This is a genomic window from Amycolatopsis sp. NPDC006125, assembly GCF_040614195.1.
Taxonomy (GTDB): Bacteria; Actinomycetota; Actinomycetes; order Mycobacteriales; family Pseudonocardiaceae; genus Amycolatopsis_E; species Amycolatopsis_E tucumanensis.
The window spans coordinates 26,393-42,292 of the sequence record NZ_JBEXTZ010000042.1 but is presented as its reverse complement, the minus strand read 5'-3'; the positions used below and the strand labels follow the sequence as shown (position 1 = coordinate 42,292).

The 15,900-nt window shown below is 72.1% G+C and carries 16 protein-coding genes; 13 read left to right on the top strand and 3 right to left on the bottom strand.

Features of this window, described 5'->3' with window-relative positions; translation table 11 throughout:
- Positions 1–8: 8 nt before the first annotated feature.
- Entirely contained in the window at positions 9–518 is a 510-nt protein-coding gene (locus tag ABZ193_RS22100; protein WP_354711304.1) for an NUDIX domain-containing protein, read from the bottom strand.
- Positions 519–611: 93 nt separating this feature from the next.
- On the opposite strand from ABZ193_RS22100, the gene dop reads away from it, so the two are divergent.
- From dop to prcA, 4 genes are all read left to right on the top strand, one after another.
- Positions 612–2,114: a depupylase/deamidase Dop gene (gene dop, locus ABZ193_RS22095; RefSeq protein WP_020422790.1), complete on the top strand. Its 1,503-nt coding sequence runs from the start codon at positions 612–614 to the stop codon at positions 2,112–2,114.
- A 70-nt stretch (positions 2,115–2,184) separates the two neighbouring features.
- Positions 2,185–2,379 (top strand): ubiquitin-like protein Pup, encoded by a 195-nt coding sequence (locus tag ABZ193_RS22090; protein ID WP_017982463.1) that lies wholly within the window; start codon positions 2,185–2,187, stop codon positions 2,377–2,379.
- A gap of 121 nt (positions 2,380–2,500) precedes the next feature.
- A complete protein-coding gene (gene prcB / locus ABZ193_RS22085) occupies positions 2,501–3,361 on the top strand; it encodes a proteasome subunit beta (RefSeq protein WP_237334942.1) in 861 nt (286 codons plus the stop codon).
- A gap of 57 nt (positions 3,362–3,418) precedes the next feature.
- Positions 3,419–4,171 carry a proteasome subunit alpha gene (gene prcA / locus ABZ193_RS22080; protein ID WP_027936582.1) on the top strand — a complete coding sequence of 251 codons (753 nt, stop codon included), beginning with the start codon at positions 3,419–3,421 and terminating at the stop codon, positions 4,169–4,171.
- A gap of 567 nt (positions 4,172–4,738) precedes the next feature.
- Here prcA and ABZ193_RS22075 read toward each other — a convergent pair.
- Complete coding sequence (locus ABZ193_RS22075; protein WP_354711291.1) at positions 4,739–5,536, bottom strand: pentapeptide repeat-containing protein; 798 nt, start codon at positions 5,534–5,536, stop codon at positions 4,739–4,741.
- Between the two features lie 181 nt (positions 5,537–5,717).
- On the opposite strand from ABZ193_RS22075, the gene pafA reads away from it, so the two are divergent.
- Both pafA and ABZ193_RS22065 read left to right on the top strand, forming a co-directional pair.
- Complete coding sequence (gene pafA, locus ABZ193_RS22070) at positions 5,718–7,076, top strand: Pup--protein ligase (RefSeq protein ID WP_020417824.1); 1,359 nt, start codon at positions 5,718–5,720, stop codon at positions 7,074–7,076.
- Positions 7,073–7,849, top strand: a complete 777-nt coding sequence (locus ABZ193_RS22065; protein WP_354711290.1) for a DUF1684 domain-containing protein — start codon at positions 7,073–7,075, stop codon at positions 7,847–7,849. The genes pafA and ABZ193_RS22065 overlap by 4 nt, the downstream gene beginning before the upstream one ends.
- A 324-nt stretch (positions 7,850–8,173) precedes the next feature.
- On the opposite strand, the gene ABZ193_RS22060 is transcribed toward ABZ193_RS22065, so the two are convergent.
- Positions 8,174–10,348 carry an MMPL family transporter gene (locus tag ABZ193_RS22060; RefSeq protein ID WP_354711289.1) on the bottom strand — a complete coding sequence of 725 codons (2,175 nt, stop codon included), beginning with the start codon at positions 10,346–10,348 and terminating at the stop codon, positions 8,174–8,176.
- Positions 10,349–10,429: 81 nt separating this feature from the next.
- On the opposite strand from ABZ193_RS22060, the gene ABZ193_RS22055 reads away from it, so the two are divergent.
- The 7 genes from ABZ193_RS22055 (at position 10,430) to ABZ193_RS22025 (ending at position 15,874) form a co-directional block, all read left to right on the top strand.
- Positions 10,430–11,113, top strand: coding sequence for a TetR/AcrR family transcriptional regulator (locus ABZ193_RS22055; protein WP_354711287.1), 684 nt, complete (start codon positions 10,430–10,432; stop codon positions 11,111–11,113).
- A 393-nt stretch (positions 11,114–11,506) separates the two neighbouring features.
- Positions 11,507–12,487, top strand: coding sequence for a WYL domain-containing protein (locus ABZ193_RS22050; RefSeq protein ID WP_354711286.1), 981 nt, complete (start codon positions 11,507–11,509; stop codon positions 12,485–12,487).
- Complete coding sequence (locus ABZ193_RS22045; protein WP_020417829.1) at positions 12,484–13,464, top strand: YafY family protein; 981 nt, start codon at positions 12,484–12,486, stop codon at positions 13,462–13,464. Before ABZ193_RS22050 ends, ABZ193_RS22045 begins: the two co-directional genes overlap by 4 nt.
- 9 nt (positions 13,465–13,473) lie before the next feature.
- Positions 13,474–13,719, top strand: a complete 246-nt coding sequence (locus tag ABZ193_RS22040) for a bacteriophage holin (RefSeq protein WP_237334936.1) — start codon at positions 13,474–13,476, stop codon at positions 13,717–13,719.
- Positions 13,719–14,036 (top strand): Sec-independent protein translocase subunit TatA, encoded by a 318-nt coding sequence (tatA, locus tag ABZ193_RS22035; protein ID WP_020417831.1) that lies wholly within the window; start codon positions 13,719–13,721, stop codon positions 14,034–14,036. The genes ABZ193_RS22040 and tatA overlap by 1 nt, the downstream gene beginning before the upstream one ends.
- 19 nt (positions 14,037–14,055) lie before the next feature.
- Positions 14,056–15,000, top strand: a complete 945-nt coding sequence (gene tatC / locus ABZ193_RS22030; protein ID WP_020417832.1) for a twin-arginine translocase subunit TatC — start codon at positions 14,056–14,058, stop codon at positions 14,998–15,000.
- A 16-nt stretch (positions 15,001–15,016) separates the two neighbouring features.
- Entirely contained in the window at positions 15,017–15,874 is an 858-nt protein-coding gene (locus ABZ193_RS22025; protein ID WP_020417833.1) for a diacylglycerol kinase family protein, read from the top strand.
- Positions 15,875–15,900 lie beyond the last annotated feature (26 nt).

Here is a 15,900-nt window from a genome sequence, read left to right as displayed (position 1 = left end):
GGAAAGCGCTACCCGCGGCGGAACCACTCGTGGATCGCGTGCCTGCCGTCGGGCACGAAAGGGCTTTCCGGGTCCTCCGCGAAGGCCCGCAGCTCGTCCAGGTGCATCCACCGGCCGGACACGACTTCCTCCGGCTGGTGGACGACCGGGCCGTCCCAGCGCGCCTCGTAGGCGAAGTAGTGGCAGCGCACCGGCGGCTGCTCGAACGTGAACGTGAACAGGGGTCGCAGGGGCACGCCGCGCACGCCCAGTTCCTCGGCCAGCTCCCGTTCCGCGCCCTCGGCGGGTGTTTCGCCCGCCGCGACCACGCCGCCCGCCCAGCAGTCGTACAGGCCGGGGAAGACGTCCTTGTCCGGTGAGCGCCGGTGCACATACACGCGGGAGCCGTCCCCGGAGCGCACCAGCACCAGCGTCGCGGCGTGCCAGAGCCCCTGTTCGCGCATGTCGGCGCGGCGCACCCGGCCCACGACCGCGCCCGCGGCGTCGTAGTGGGCGACCATTTCCTCAGCACTGCTCACCATCTTGAGCCAGCATGGCAGATCCGGGTGCTTTACCTGGTCGCAACCGGTGGCCCACTCACCGTTGCCGCCCGCGACCCGTAGGCTTGGGACATGCGGCGGATCATGGGAACCGAAGTCGAGTACGGCATCGCCGTGCCGGGCGACGCGACGGCCAACCCGGTACTGACATCGACGCAGGTCGTGCTGGCCTACGCGGCGGCGGCGGACATCCCGCGGGCGCGCCGCGCGCGGTGGGACTACGAGGTGGAGTCGCCGCTGCGCGACGCCCGTGGTTTCGACCTGGCCGGGCCCGGCGGGCCGGGGCACGACCCGGACGTGGAGGACCTCGGCGCGGCCAACGTCATCCTGACCAACGGCGCCCGGCTCTACGTCGACCACGCGCACCCGGAGTACTCGGCGCCCGAGGTGACCAACCCGCGGGACGGGGTCATCTGGGACAAGGCGGGCGAGCGGGTGATGGAGGAGGCCGCGATGCGGGCGGCCACCGTGCCCGGGCAGCCGGTGCTGCAGCTGTACAAGAACAACGTGGACGGCAAGGGCGCCAGCTACGGCACCCACGAGAACTACCTGATGGCCCGTTCGACGCCGTTCACCTCGGTGATCGCCGGGCTGACGCCGTTCTTCGTGTCCCGGCAGGTGGTGACCGGTTCCGGCCGGGTGGGTATCGGCCCGCAGGGTGAGGAGGCCGGCTTCCAGCTGTCGCAGCGCTCGGACTACATCGAGGTCGAGGTCGGCCTGGAGACGACGCTGAAGCGGGGGATCATCAACACCCGCGACGAGCCGCACGCGGACGCGGACAAGTACCGGCGGCTGCACGTCATCATCGGCGACGCGAACATGGCCGAGTACTCGACGTACCTGAAGCTGGGCACGACGGCGCTGGTGCTGGACATGATCGAGGCCGGTCAGCGGTTCGACGACCTGAAGCTGGACGAGCCGGTGCGGGCGGTGCACCAGATCAGCCACGACCCGACGCTGAAGACGAAGGTGGGGGTGGCGGGCGGCCGCAAGTACACCGGCCTCGACCTGCAGTTCGCCTACCACGAGCTGGCGGCGGCGCACCTGGAGCGCACGGGCGGGGACGCGGTGTCCAAGGAGGTGCTGCGGGTCTGGGGCGAGATCCTGGACGCGCTGGCGCGGGACCCGGCGGAGTGCGCGGACCGGCTGGACTGGCCCGCGAAGCTGCGCCTGCTGGAGGGCTACCGGCAGCGGGACAACCTGGGGTGGGCCGCGCCGCGGCTGCACCTGGTGGACCTGCAGTACTCGGACGTGCGGCTGCAGAAGGGCCTGTACAACCGCCTGGTGGCGCGCGGCTCGATGAAGCGGCTGGTCACCGAGGAGGAGGTGCAGGCGGCGATCACGAACCCGCCGGAGGACACGCGCGCCTACTTCCGCGGGCGGGCGCTGGAGAAGTACGCGACGTCGATCGCGGCCGCGTCGTGGGACTCGGTGATTTTCGACGTGGGCAAGGAGTCCCTGGTCAGGATCCCGACGCTGGAGCCGCTGCGGGGCACGAAGGCGCACGTCGGCCGGCTGCTGGACGAGTCGGAGACGGCCGAGGAACTGGTCGAGGCGCTGACGGGTTCCGACTGACCGCAGCGGGAAAACCACCGATTGTCGTGGTCTCTGGGTAGGCTAGGGACAGGACTCACCGGGAGGCGAGATGGCTCAGGAGAAGATCGAGAAGCACGGTGGCGGCGGCTCCGACGACGAGGTCGAGGGTGGTGCCCCGGCCGGCCAGGAACGCCGCGAGAAGCTGGGTGAGGACGTCGACACGATCCTGGACGAGATCGACGACGTGCTCGAGGAGAACGCCGAGGACTTCGTGCGCGCCTACGTGCAAAAGGGCGGCGAGTAACCGCTCACCCGCGGCCACTAGGGTGGTCGCACCGAGTAGCTTGTAGTGCCGGCTGTCGCGCTTCCGCGGGTGTTTCGCCCGCGGAAGCGCCACACTTCGTCGATGGGAACCACGAGCACGTATGGAACACACCTCGGGCCCCACGGGCTCCGCGCTGCCCGCTGCCTTCTTCTCGAGCACGACGTCGTCGTTCGCCGAGTTCCTCCGCATGCAGGCGCCTGACCTGCTGCCGGGCCGACGGCAGCTGCCCAATTCCGGTGCGGGTGAGCTGGACGCGCCGCACGGCACCACGATCGTGGCCGTGTCGTTCTCCGGTGGCGTGCTGATCGCCGGTGACCGGCGGGCGACGTCGGGGAACCTGATCGCGTCGCGGGACATGGAGAAGGTGCACGTCACCGACGGTTACTCCGCGGTGGGCATCGCGGGCAGCGCCGGGATCGCGCTGGAGCTGGTGCGGCTCTACGCGGTCGAGCTGGCGCACTACGAGAAGATCGAGGGCGTTCCGCTGTCGCTGGACGGCAAGACGAACAAGCTCGCCACCATGGTGAAGGGCAACCTGGACGTGGCGATGGCGGGACTGGCGGCGCTGCCGTTGTTCGTCGGCTACGACATCGAGGCCGACGACCCGAAGCGGGCCGGGCGGATCGTCTCCTACGACGTGACCGGTGGCCGGTACGAGGAGCGCGCGGGCTACCACGCGATCGGGTCGGGGTCGCTGTTCGCGAAGTCGGCGCTGAAGAAGCTGTACGACCCGGAGGCCGACGAGGAGACCGCGATGCGCACCGCGGTGGAGTCGCTGTACGACGCGGCCGACGACGACAGCGCGACGGGCGGGCCGGACCTGGTGCGCCGGATCTTCCCGACGCTGGTGACGATCACCGCCGAGCGCGGCGCGGTGCGGCTGCCGGACGAGCAGGCCGCCGCGGTGGCGGAGGCGGTCGTCGCGGGCCGGGCCGAGCAGGCCAGCCACGGCCGCACCTGATCCGCGCGGTCGCCGTAGCCGAACTTCCCTTCCTTCGAGCATTCTTGGAGCCTCACCGTGACGATGCCGCTGTACGCCTCTCCTGAGCAGTTGATGCGTGAGCGCTCGGAGCTCGCGCGCAAGGGCATCGCGCGCGGCCGGAGCGTGGTTGTGCTGAAGTACCGCAGCGGTGTGCTGTTCGTGGCGGAGAACCCGTCGACGACGCTGCACAAGATCTCCGAGATCTACGACCGGATCGGGTTCGCCGCGGTCGGCCGGTACAGCGAGTACGAGAACCTGCGGGTCGCCGGCATCCGGCACGCGGACCTGAAGGGTTACCAGTACGACCGCCGGGACGTGACGGCGCGTGCGCTGGCGAACGCCTACGCGGCGACGCTGGGCAGCATCTTCACCGAGCAGCTCAAGCCCTATGAGGTGGAGCTGTGCGTGGCCGAGGTGGGGTCGGTGCCGGAGGAGGACCAGCTGTTCCGGCTGACCTACGACGGTTCGATCTTCGACGAGCCGCGGTACGTCGTGACCGGTGGGCAGACCGAGCCGGTGGCGAACAAGCTGAAGGAGATCTACGAGGACGGCCTGGAGCTGCGGGACGCGCTGAAGGTCGCGCTGGACGCGCTGCGGGCGGTCAGCAACAACGGGGACAGCGCGCCGTTGAAGCTGGAGGTCGCGGTGCTGGACCGGGAGCGGCCGGGGCGCAAGTTCCGGCGGATCCAGGGCGCGGCGCTGGACGCCTTGCTGCCGGAGCAGCCGGCCGAGTCCGCCGGGGAGGCGGAGGAGAAGCCGGAGGACGGCGAGACACCGCCGGCGAGCTGAGCTTGGGTGAGAGGCCCTCGGACTTCGGTCCGGGGGCCTTTTCGCGTTTCCGGGTGGTGGGGCCCGCGCGGTGTCGGTGGGAGGGCCGGGAGTGTGTGGGCATCGGGGACGAGGCCGGCGGTGTCGGGTGGACCACGCTGGTATCGCGGCCGTGCAGGCGCGGTTTCCCCGGGTGCCAGGCGCGGTGGGCGGCGTGGGCTCGGTTTACCCGGTGCCGGGGGCGTTGGTGCGGTGCAAGTTCGGCTTTCCCGGGTTCTGGGGCGGCGTGGGCTCGGTTTACCCGGTGCCGGGCGTGTTGGGGTGGTGCAAGCTCGGTTCTCCCGGGTGCGGGGCGCGCTGGGGGCGGCGTGGGCTCGGCCTTCCGGGGTGGCGGGTGCCTAATGCGGTGCAGGCTCCATTTCCCCGGGCGTCGGGGGCGTTGGTGCGGTGCAGGCTCGCTTTCCCCCTGCCGGGGCGCCCGGGCGGCGGGGGCGCCACTTCTCCGCCGCCCGCGCGCGGCCGGGGCCGCCCCAGCTGCGATGCCGCGCAGCGCGTGGAGGCGGCGCGGTGGGCGCGCGATGGAGCCGGTCAGGGGCGCCAGTGGGCGGGCCGGTCGAGGCCCTCCGGCAGGCGGGTCGTGCCGTCGCCCTGGGCGGCGTTCACCTGGGCCTGCGTGAGGAAGAGGCTGCCGGTCAGGTCGGCGCCCGCGAGGTTGGCCCCGCGGAAGTCCGCGCCGATCAGGTCGGCCTGGCGCAGGTCGGCGCGGCGGAGGTCCGCGCCGATGAGGTAGGCGCCGCGCAGGTTGGCGGCCCGCAGGTCGGCGCCGCGGAGTTTCGCGCCGATCAGGTCGGCTCCGCGGCGGTTCTTGCCGCGCTTGCCGCGGGCCAGTTCGCTCGCGCGCAGCAGCAGGGCGCTCACCTGCTCGCGGTGGCCGGCGACGTCGAGCCGGACCAGGTCCGCAGCGTTGCTCCCCGCCATGCGCTCGGTCTCCGCGAGCGCGGCCCGCAGGTCGTCGTGGACGGGGCGGGCCGCGGGCAGGGTCAGCGCCTGGGTGAGGTGGAAGAGCAGCTCGTGCAGTTGCCGCATCACCGGGAAGGCGGCGAACATGGCCTCGCGGGTCTCCGGCGCCTGGCGCCAGTCGCGGCCGCCGAAGGTCTCCTGGGAGATGCGCTGCCCGGCGCCGAAGCAGTCGAAGACGGTGCAGCCGGTGAAACCCTCGTCGCGCAGGCGGGCGTGGATGCCGCAGCGGAAGTCGTCGAGCAGGTTGCGGCACGGGGTGCCGGCGTCCTTGTCCACCGCGAAGTCGGCGGAGGCGGCGAAGGGCAGCGCCACGCAGCACAGGCCGAAGCAGTTCGCGCAGTCGGCTCGCAGCGCGTTGCCGGTCACGGTTTCGGATCACCCCTGTCGCAGTCCGGAACGACTCTATCGGGTGGCCCGGACCACAACGTGGGAAACCCCTGGTGACAGCGGTGTCCCGGGCGTGCCGGCGCGTGGTGCGACGATCGCCCGGCGTGTCGCCGCCCGAACGGCGCACCGCGCCGGGGCCAAAAGCGCCTAGCATTGAGAGATGCAGCGGCGGATTTTTGGCATCGAGACCGAGTTCGGCGTCACCTGCACGTTCCACGGGCAGCGCCGGCTCTCGCCCGATGAGGTGGCGCGCTACCTGTTCCGGCGGGTCGTGTCGTGGGGGCGCTCGTCCAACGTCTTCCTGTCCAACGGCTCCCGGCTCTACCTGGACGTGGGATCGCACCCCGAGTACGCGACGGCCGAGTGCGACGACCTGGTGCAGCTCGTCACGCACGACAAGGCCGGTGAGCGGATCCTCGAGGACCTGCTGGTCGACGCGGAGCGGCGGCTGGCCGACGAGGGCATCGGCGGTGACATCTTCCTGTTCAAGAACAACACCGACTCGGCGGGCAACTCCTACGGCTGTCACGAGAACTACCTGGTGACGCGCGCGGGCGAGTTCTCGCGGATCGCGGACGTGCTGCTGCCGTTCCTGGTGACCCGTCAGCTGATCTGCGGCGCGGGCAAGGTGCTGCAGACGCCGCGGGGCGCGGTGTACTGCCTGTCCCAGCGGGCCGAGCACATCTGGGAGGGCGTCTCGAGCGCCACGACCCGGTCGCGGCCGATCATCAACACCCGGGACGAGCCGCACGCCGACGCCGAGCGGTACCGGCGGCTGCACGTCATCGTGGGTGACTCGAACATGGCGGAGCCGACGACGCTGCTGAAGATCGGCACGGCGAACCTGGTGCTCGAGATGATCGAGCAGGGTGTGCAGTTCCGGGACTTCACACTGGACAACCCGATCCGGGCGATCCGGGAGATCAGCCACGATCTGACGGGGCGGCGCCCGGTGCGGCTGGCAGGCGGGCGGGAGGCCTCGGCGCTGGACATCCAGCGCGAGTACTACGGGCGCGCGGTGCAGCACGTGCAGGCCAACGACTCGGGCCCGACGGCGCAGCGGGTGGTGGAGCTGTGGGGCCGCGCGCTGGACGCGGTGGAGCAGCAGGACTTCAGCAAGATCGACACCGAGATCGACTGGGCGATCAAGCACCGGCTGGTGGAGCGATACCGGGCGAAGCACAACCTGGACCTGTCCAGCCCGCGGGTGGCGCAGCTGGACCTGGCCTACCACGACATCCGGCGCGGGCGGGGCCTGTTCGACCTGTTGCAGCGCAAGGGGCTGGTGCGGCGGATCACCGACGACGGCGAGATCGAGCTGGCCAAGGACACGCCGCCGCAGACCACGCGCGCGAAGCTGCGGGGCGACTTCATCGCCGCCGCGCAGGCCGCCGGCCGGGACTTCACGGTCGACTGGGTGCACCTCAAGCTCAACGACCAGGCGCAGCGGACCGTGTTGTGCAAGGACCCGTTCCGCGCGGTGGACGAGCGCGTCGACCGGCTGATCAGCTCGCTGTGAGCGGGTTCGAGCAGGCGTGGCGGTCCTGGCACGCCGAGCGGGAGCGGGCGCTCGCCGAGCCGCACGGGTGGCTGAGCATCACGGCGCGGCACTGGCTGACGCCGGAGCCGCAGCGGTTCGACGGCATCCCGGGCACCTGGCGTCTCGACGGTGATGAGGCCGCGGTCGTGGTGGTGGATCCGGACGAGGACTTCGGGGTGTCCGGCACGACGCGGTTCGAGCTGGTCAACAGCGGTCCGGGCGAGATGGTCAAGGCCGGTGACCGGGTTGTCGAGGTGGCGCGGCGCAGCGGGTACCTGGTGCGGTTGCGGGACCCGGCGGCGCCGGTGCGGGCGGCGTTCCGCGGCGTGCCTGCCTACGAGCCGGATCCGGCGTGGGTGCTGCCCGGCCGGTTCGAGCCGTACGACGAGCCGCGGCCGGTGACCGTCGGGGCGGTCGTGGAAGGACTGTCGCATGTGTACTCCTCGCCCGGCGTGCTGCGGTTCGCGTACCGGGGCGAGGAGTTCGCGCTGACCGCGTTCAACGGCAAGGGCGGCGCGGCGTTCTCGGTGCTGTTCACGGACGCCACGTCGGGTGTGACGACGTACGCCGCGAACCGCAGCCTGTCGGTCGCCGAGCCGGACGCGGACGGGCGGGTGGAGCTGGACTTCAACCGGGCCGTGAACCTGCCGTGCGCGTTCATCGACCTCGCGACCTGCCCTCTGCCCCCACCGGAGAACCGGTTGCCGTTCCCGGTGGAGGCGGGCGAGCAGATCCCGTGGGAGCGCCGTTAACGCACCGCCAGACCAGCCACTCGGCGAACAACCCGATGGGCTTGTCGAGCAGCCGGGCGTTCCCACCCTGCGCGAAGCCGAGCACGACCACGAGCACGATCGCGAGTCGCCGCTGGGTGGAGAACAGGTCGTCGAGGATCGCCCACTCAGTGCGGATGAACACCGTGCGGAGCGTCAGGGTGCTCACGATGAGCTGCACCGCGGATCACGGTGCTCGTCACGAAGTTCGGCTCCCGTACGTGCGCTGGGGCACCCCAGCCTTTGGCAGCGCCGCCAGGTCAGCTAGCCGACCTCAAAAGATCAGGAAACTCCTGTTCACCGCCCTCATCGCACCGCGGCGGGTTGTTTCGCCGTTTCGCTGACGCCGACCCGGTCGTGCAGGCGGCGTAGCGGTTCGGGTGCCCACCAGGCATAGCGGCCGAGCAGTCGCATGCCCGCGGGCAGCAGGACGCCGCGTACCAGGGTGGCGTCGATGAGGATCGCCAGGCCGGTGCCGATGCCGAACATCTGGATGAAGCTCACGCCGCTGGTGCCGAAGGCGAACACGCTGACCGCGAGCAGCAGCGCGGCGGCCGAGACGATCCGCCCGGTGCGGGACAGCCCGTGCACCACCGCTTCGCGCGGGCCGAGCCCGTGGTCGTGGGCTTCCTTGATGCGGCTGACGACGAACACCTCGTAGTCCATGGACAGCCCGAACGCGATGCAGAACAGCAGCATCAGCATGCTGGTGTCCAGCGGCAGCGGGGTGAAGCCGAGGAACCCGGCGGCGAAGCCCTCCTGGAAGACCAGCACCATCACGCCCATCGTGGCGGACAGGCTGAGCAGGTTGAACAGCAGCGCGCGCAGCGGCTGCAGGACGCTGCCGGTGAACAGGAACAGCAGGATGAACGTGGTGACGGCGATCAGGCCGGCCGCCAGGGGGAGCCTGCTGCCGATGGCGTCCTTGCTGTCCACCAGCGCGGCCGCGTCGCCGCCGACCGCCACTTCGAGCCCGGGCGGGGCGGGCAGCGCGCGGACCTCGGCGACGACGGCTTCGGCTTCGGCGGACCGGGAGTCGGCGGTGGTGACGACGGACAGCTTCTGCGCGCCGGGCGCTCCGAGCGCCGGGTTCGCGGGGCCGTCGGCGCGGCCCTGGGTGAAGCCGCCCGCGCTGGAGGTCACGTGGGCGACGCCGTCCAGTTCGGACAACCGGCCGGCGTACCCGGCGATCGTGGCCTGGTCGGGTGTGCCGAGCGCGATGACCTCGATGGCGCGGCTGTCGTTGGCCGGGTAGGCCGCACGCAACTCGTCGCCGACGACGCGGCTGGACGCGGTTTCCGGTAGCACCCGCTCGTCGGGGGTGCCGAACTGGACGCCGAGCAGGGGAGTGGCGGCCGCGACGAGCACGGCGAGCACGGGGACGGCGGCCAGCGCGGGCCGTTTCATCGCGAACGCGGCGACCCGACCCCAGAACGCGGACACCGTGCTCGGGGTGCGGCCGCGCGCCCAGGGCAGGCGGCCGGAGTTGACCCGCGACCCGAGGACGGTCAGCAGCGCGGGCAGCACGACCACCGCGGCGAGCATGGCGATCACGATGACGCCGATGCCGGCGTAGGCGAAGGAGCGCAGGAAGTACTGGGGGAACAGCAGCAGCGCGGCGAGTGCGACGGCGACGGTGGCGGCGCTGAAGCTGATCGTGCGCCCGGCGCTGGCCACGGTGCGGATCACGGCGGTCCGGGTGTCCGCGCCCGTGGCGAGTTCCTCCCGGAACCGGCTGACCATGAGCAGGGCGTAGTCGATGCCGAGGCCGAGCCCGAGCGCGGTGGTCAGGTTGATCGCGAACACCGACACGTCGGTCAGCGACCCGAACACCGACAGCTCGGCGAACGTGCCGAGAACCGCGATGCCGCCGACGACCAGCGGCAGCAGGGCGGCGACGACGCTGCCGAAGACGAGGAACAGCAGGACGAGGATGATCGGCACGGCGATCATCTCGGCGATCAGCAGGTCGCGGCTGACCTGGTCGTTGATGTCGAGGCCGACGACCGCGCCGCCGCCCGCGGTGACGGTGACGGGGCCGTTTTCGCCCTGGTAGCGCTCCACGACGGCCTCGACCGCGTCGGCGGAGGTGTCGGCGGGCTGGGTGACGATCAGCGCGGAGCGGCCGTCGTCGGCGCGCAGCGGCGGGGCGCCGGTCGCCCAGTAGGAGGTGACCGATTCCAGGGCGGAATCGGCGGCGAGGCGTTCGGTCAGTGCCGTGCCTGCCGCGCGGGTGGCGGGGTCGTCGACGGTGCCGTCCCGGGCCTGGACGAGGAACAGCAGGTTGTCCGCGCCGCCGAAGTGCTGTTCGGCGAGGGCCGCGGCGCGGCTGGAGTCGGAGCCGGGGTCGTCGAACCCCTGGGACTGGAGCTTGCCGAACGCGGTCATGCCGAGGACGGCCGCGCCGGCGAGGAGGACGCCGGCGACGACGAGGACGAGCCGTGCGTGATCGGCGGCGAACCGGCCGAGCCGAGCGAACATGGGATCCCCTCGAATGTTGACGGGCGCAAACTTGGCACCCGTCAACTTGCCACCGATGTGCACGGGTGTCAACATCGGGCTGTGAGCTCCTCAGCGCCCGTTCGAACCGGCTACCACCATGGCGACCTCCGCAACGCCCTCATCCGGGCCGCCGCCGAACTCGCCCAGGCCGGCGGCCCGTCGTCGGTGACCATCCGGGCGGCCGCGCGGGCCGTCGGCGTCACCCCGACCGCCGCCTACCGGCACTTCGCCGGGCACGAGGAGCTGCTGGAGGCGGTCAAGACGCGCGCGATGGAACTGCTGACCGCGGCGATGAACGAGGCGCTGGACCGGCTGGACCCGGCCGACGACCCCGCCGAACGCGGGCTGAGCAGGCTGGCCGCGATCGGGCAGGGGTACTTCACGTTCGCGCTCGCCGAGCCCGGGTTGTTCCGCACCGCGTTCACCGGCGGGATCTCGCCGATGCCGCCGCTGGCCGACGTCGAGGAGTCCAACCCGTTCCGCAAGCTGGTCGACGCCATCGACGACCTGGCCGCCGCCGGTTACCTGCCCCCGCGGCGCCGCCCGATGGCCGAGTTCGCCGCGTGGGCGTCCGTGCACGGCCTGGCGATGCTGCACCTGGACGGCCCGCTGGCGCCCACCTCGCGCGAGGCCCGCGAACTCGCGCTGGAGCGGACGATCGAGATCATCGCCGAGGGGCTGGGCGGGGTGGCGCTCCCGGAGCACCTGAGGAAGACACTGAGCCGCGTCGCCCGCGGCGGTTGAGCCCTAAGGCGCCGGCATGCGGGCGAGCATGCCGGCGTTGAGGGGGTCGCGCCGCTCGTCATCGCCACCGGAACGGGCTGCCCTCGGCCGACCGGTTGGCGGCGACGAGCGCGTCGCCACCCTCCACCTTGAGGATGGTGTCCGGGCTGCCGCTGATCGTTGCGGAGCTCATCCCCGATCCGGCTCCGCAGCACTTCCGCGCCGTTGGCGACCTCCGCCTGCGCCATCGATGCCTCGGTGAGGACCTCATCGGGCAGCGCGTCGGGTCGGGGAGCGTCGCTCGCGGCTGAAAACCGCACCTCGCCGCGGCACGGGTGGGTATCTCGTGGACATCCTGGGCGCGCCGGGGTGGACCTCGGCGACTCGATCACCAGTGCGAGCTACTGTGGTCGGGTGTCCACCGCCCGCGCCGAGCGCCTGGTCAATCTGGTGCTCGCTCTGCTGTCGACCCGGCAGTACCTCACCGCTGACCGGATCCGCGGGATCGTGCCCGGATACGCCGACGCCGCGAGTGACGAGGCCTTTTCCCGCATGTTCGAGCGGGACAAGACCGAGCTGCGTGAACTGGGGATCCCGCTGGAGACCGGCCGCAACTCGGCCTTCGACCCGGCCGAGGGCTACCGCATCGCCCGCCGGGACTACGAGCTCGGCGAGATCGAGCTGGCCCCGGACGAGGCCGCGGCCGTCGGGCTCGCGGTCCGGCTCTGGGACTCGCCCGAGATGACCGGGCAGGCCCTGGGCGCGCTGGTCAAGCTGCGCGCCGCCGGGGTCGACGTCGACCACACCGAGCCCCCGGTCGTGGAGTCCCGCGTCCGCGCCGAACCGGCCTTCACCCCGCTGGTCGCCGCCGTGCAGGCCCGCCAGGCCGTCCAGTTCTCCTACCGCCGCTCCGGCTCGGCCGAACGCCTCACCCGCACCCTCGAACCGTGGGGCGTGGTGTCCTGGCGCGCCCGTTGGTACGTCGTGGGCCACGACCGCGACCGGGGCGCGCCGCGCTGCTTCCGGCTCTCCCGCATCGTCGGCGACGTGCGCACCGTCGGCCGCCCGGGGGAGGTCCAGCGCCCGGACAACGTCAACCTGCTGGAGCTGATCGCGGGCACCGGCGACCCCGACCCCTCGCCCGTCACCACCGCGAAGCTGTGGATCGCCGACCAGCGCGCCGCCGGGGTGCGCCGCCGGGCCCGCCTCACCGGGCGGCTCACCGTGGACGGCGTCGAGGGCGATCTCGCCGAGATCGACCTGTACTTCCCGGAGAGCGCCGCGGACTGGATCGCCGGGCACGGGCCCGACGTGCTGGTGCTCGAACCGGACGTGCTGGCCAAGGCGGTCCGCGGCCGCCTGGAGTCCGTGCTCCACCACGAGGTGCGCCGATGAGCGGCTCCACCGACCGGATGCCCCGGCTCCTCGCGCTCGTGCCCTACCTGCTCGCCCGCCCCGGCATCCGCATCGAGGACGCGGCCCGCGACTTCGGCGTCACCGCCCGCCAGCTGCGCCGCGACCTGGAACTGCTGTGGATGTGCGGGCTGCCCGGCTACGGCCCGGGCGACCTGATCGACCTGTCCTTCGAGGGCGACACCGTCACGGTCACCTTCGACGCGGGCATGAACCGCCCGCTGCGCCTCACCGGCGGGGAGGCCACCGCGCTGCTCGTCGCGCTGCGCGCGGTCGCCGAGACCCCCGGCGTGGTCGACACCGACGCGGTGCACCGCGCCATCGCCAAGATCGAGGCCGCCGCCGGGCAGGCCCAGCCCTCCGGCGTCGTGGTCGGGCTCGCCGTCCGGGAGGGCGAGAAGACCGCCGCGACCCGCCGCGTCGTGCAGAACGCGCTGCGCGCCGGGCGGGCGCTGCGGATCCGCTACTACACCGCCTCCCGCGACCAGATCACCGAGCGCACCGTCGACCCGATGCGGCTGCTGATCGTGCAGGCCGTCGGGTACCTGGAGGCCTGGTGCCGCCGCGCCGAGGGCGTCCGGCTGTTCCGGCTGGACCGCATCGACGAGGTCGAGGTCCTCGACGAGCGCGCCGCGCCACCCCCGACGGCGCGGCCCACCGACATCTCCGACGGGGTGTTCCGCGCCCGGCCCGGCCAGCCGGAGGCGCAGCTGGTGCTGGAACCGGACGCGCGCTGGGTCGCCGAGTACTACCCGTGCGAGGAGCTGGCCGAGCTCGACGGCGGGCGGCTGCGGGTGCGGATGCGCTACGGCGACGAGTCGTGGATGGTGCGGCTGGTGCTCGGGCTGGGCGGCGACGCGCGCGTGGAAAGCCCGCCCGAGCTGGCCGAAGCCGTCCGTAGCCGGGCCGCCGCCGCGCTGGAAAGGGCACGTCACCTCCCGGCCACCTTGGGCCAGTAGGGTGACGCCGTGTCGTACCTGCCGAGCATTGTGCTCGCCGCCGTGGGCCTCCTGGCTCTGATTCTTGTCCTGATCCGGACATTCGGGGTCTTGCGCCGCTTCCGCAAGGCATCGAGCATGGTTACGGCGAGTGTCACCGACCGCACCGGGCTGTTGACGGCCCGGACGGCCGGTCTGCGCGTCGCGCTCGAGCAACGGCGGCGTCCCGCCCCTGAGCAAGTAGAGTTGGTCACAAGCAAGGAAGGAGGCCACTGATGCTGAACGGGTTGCAGCCGTGGCACTTGATCATCCTGGTGCTCGTCGTGGTCCTGCTGTTCGGCGCGAAGCGCCTGCCGGATGCCGCGCGGTCCATCGGCAAGTCCATGAAGATCTTCAAGGCCGAGACCAAGGACCTCCGTGAGGACGGCAAGGCCGAGGAGCCCGACAAGAAGCAGATCACGGCCTCCGAGACGACGCCTTCCGCGGCGACCGCCGCCGACGACCAGGTCGCGCAGCTGCAGAAGCAGCTCGACGAGCTGAAGCGGCAGCAGGCGGCGGAGAAGGCCGACCAGGCTCACAAGCACGCCAGCTGAGGCGAGGACGGAGCCTGTCGTGGCGGACTCCGCCCCCAAGAGCCGGAGGGACCGGCGGCGCAAGCGCAGCCGCCGGCTCAACCCCGACGGCACGATGACGCTCATCGAGCACATCTACGAGTTCCGGCGCCGCCTGGGCTGGGCCCTGCTCGCCGTGCTCGCCGGCGGGATCTTCGGCTTCATCTGGTTCAACACCAGGATGGGCCCGGTCCCGTCACTCGGGTCGATCATCAACGACCCGTACTGCGCCATCCCGGCCGACCGGCGGCTCGGCAGCACCGAGGGCTGCTACTTGCTGCAGACGGTGCCGTTCGAGGCGTTCATGATCCAGCTGAAGGTCGGTCTCGCCGGGGGCGCGGTGCTGACCTCTCCGCTGTGGCTGTACCAGCTGTGGGCGTTCATCGCCCCCGGCCTGTACACCAAGGAGCGCAAGTACGCGCTCACCTTCGTCGGTTTCGCGAGCGTGCTGTTCGCCGGTGGCGCCGTCCTGGCCTACCTGCTCATCCCGCACGCCCTGCAGCTGCTGATGGGCTTCGGCAGCGACTTCTTCATCACCGGCCTCACCGGCGACAAGTACATCTCGTTCGTGCTGTCGCTGCTGATCATCTTCGGGGTCAGCTTCGAGCTGCCGCTGCTGCTGGTGATGCTGAACTTCGTGGGCGTGCTCAAGTACGCCCAGCTGAAGCGGTGGCGCCGCGGGATCATCATGGCGGTGTTCGTCTTCGCCGCGTTCGCCACGCCCGGGTCGGACCCGTTCTCGATGATCGCCCTGGCCGGCGCGCTGACCGTGCTCGCCGAGCTGGCCATCCAGATCGCGCGGGTGCACGACAAGCGCAAGTACCGCGGCAGCGAGAGCGAGGAGTGGGCCGGCCTGTCCGACGACGAGGCCGCGCCGTTCGACTACACCCCGAGCAGCATCGACGACGACGCGCCCGCCAAGCCCAAGACCGAGGACGTGACCTAACCGGTCTGCCTCGCCAATGGGTATCCGTGCGGCCCTGGCCGTCCACCCCGACACCGGCCGCGGTGCGGCGGCCAGGATCGCCGGCACCGTGGCCGCTCGTCTGCGTGCCGGGGTGGACCGGCTGGAGCTGCTCGGCGCCGCGGCCCCGGACAGCCTCCCGGACGGGCTCGACGCCTTGGTCGTCCTCGGCGGCGACGGGGCCGTGCACCACGCCGTCCAGTACTGCGCCGCCACCGGCACCCCGCTCGGGATCATCCCCGCGGGCACCGGCAACGACCTCGCCCGCGGGCTCGGCATCCCCCTCGACCCGCTGCGCGCCACCGACGCCGTCGTGACCGCGCTGCGGGAACGCCGCCACCGCGCCGTCGACCTCGGCCACCTCGACGGCGCCTGGTTCGCCACCGTCCTGTGCACCGGCTTCGACGCCGCCGTCAACGCCCGCGCCGCCCGCCTGCGCTGGCCCGCCGGCCCGCGCCGCTACGACGTCGCCGTGCTCGCCGAACTCGCCGCGTTCCGGGCCCGCCCGGTCACCCTCACCACCGACGGCGAACCCCACCACCTCGACGCCACCCTCGTCGCCGTCGGCAACACCCCCTACTACGGCGCCGGCATGCGGATCTGCCCGCACGCCGACCCCGGAGACGGGCTCTTCGACATCACCGTCGTCGGCCACGCCACCCGCGCCGACCTGCTGCGGATCATGCCCGGCCTGCGCCACGGCCGGCACCTGCGCCACCCCGCGGTGCGCACCCTGCGCGCCCGCGAGGTCCGCATCGAGGCCACCTCCTGGCCCCTCTGCGCCGACGGCGAGATGCTCCCCGGCGCCCCGGTCACCGCCCGCTGCGCCCGCGGCGCGCTCACCATCCTGGGCTGACACCCACCGCATGCGTCCCGCACACC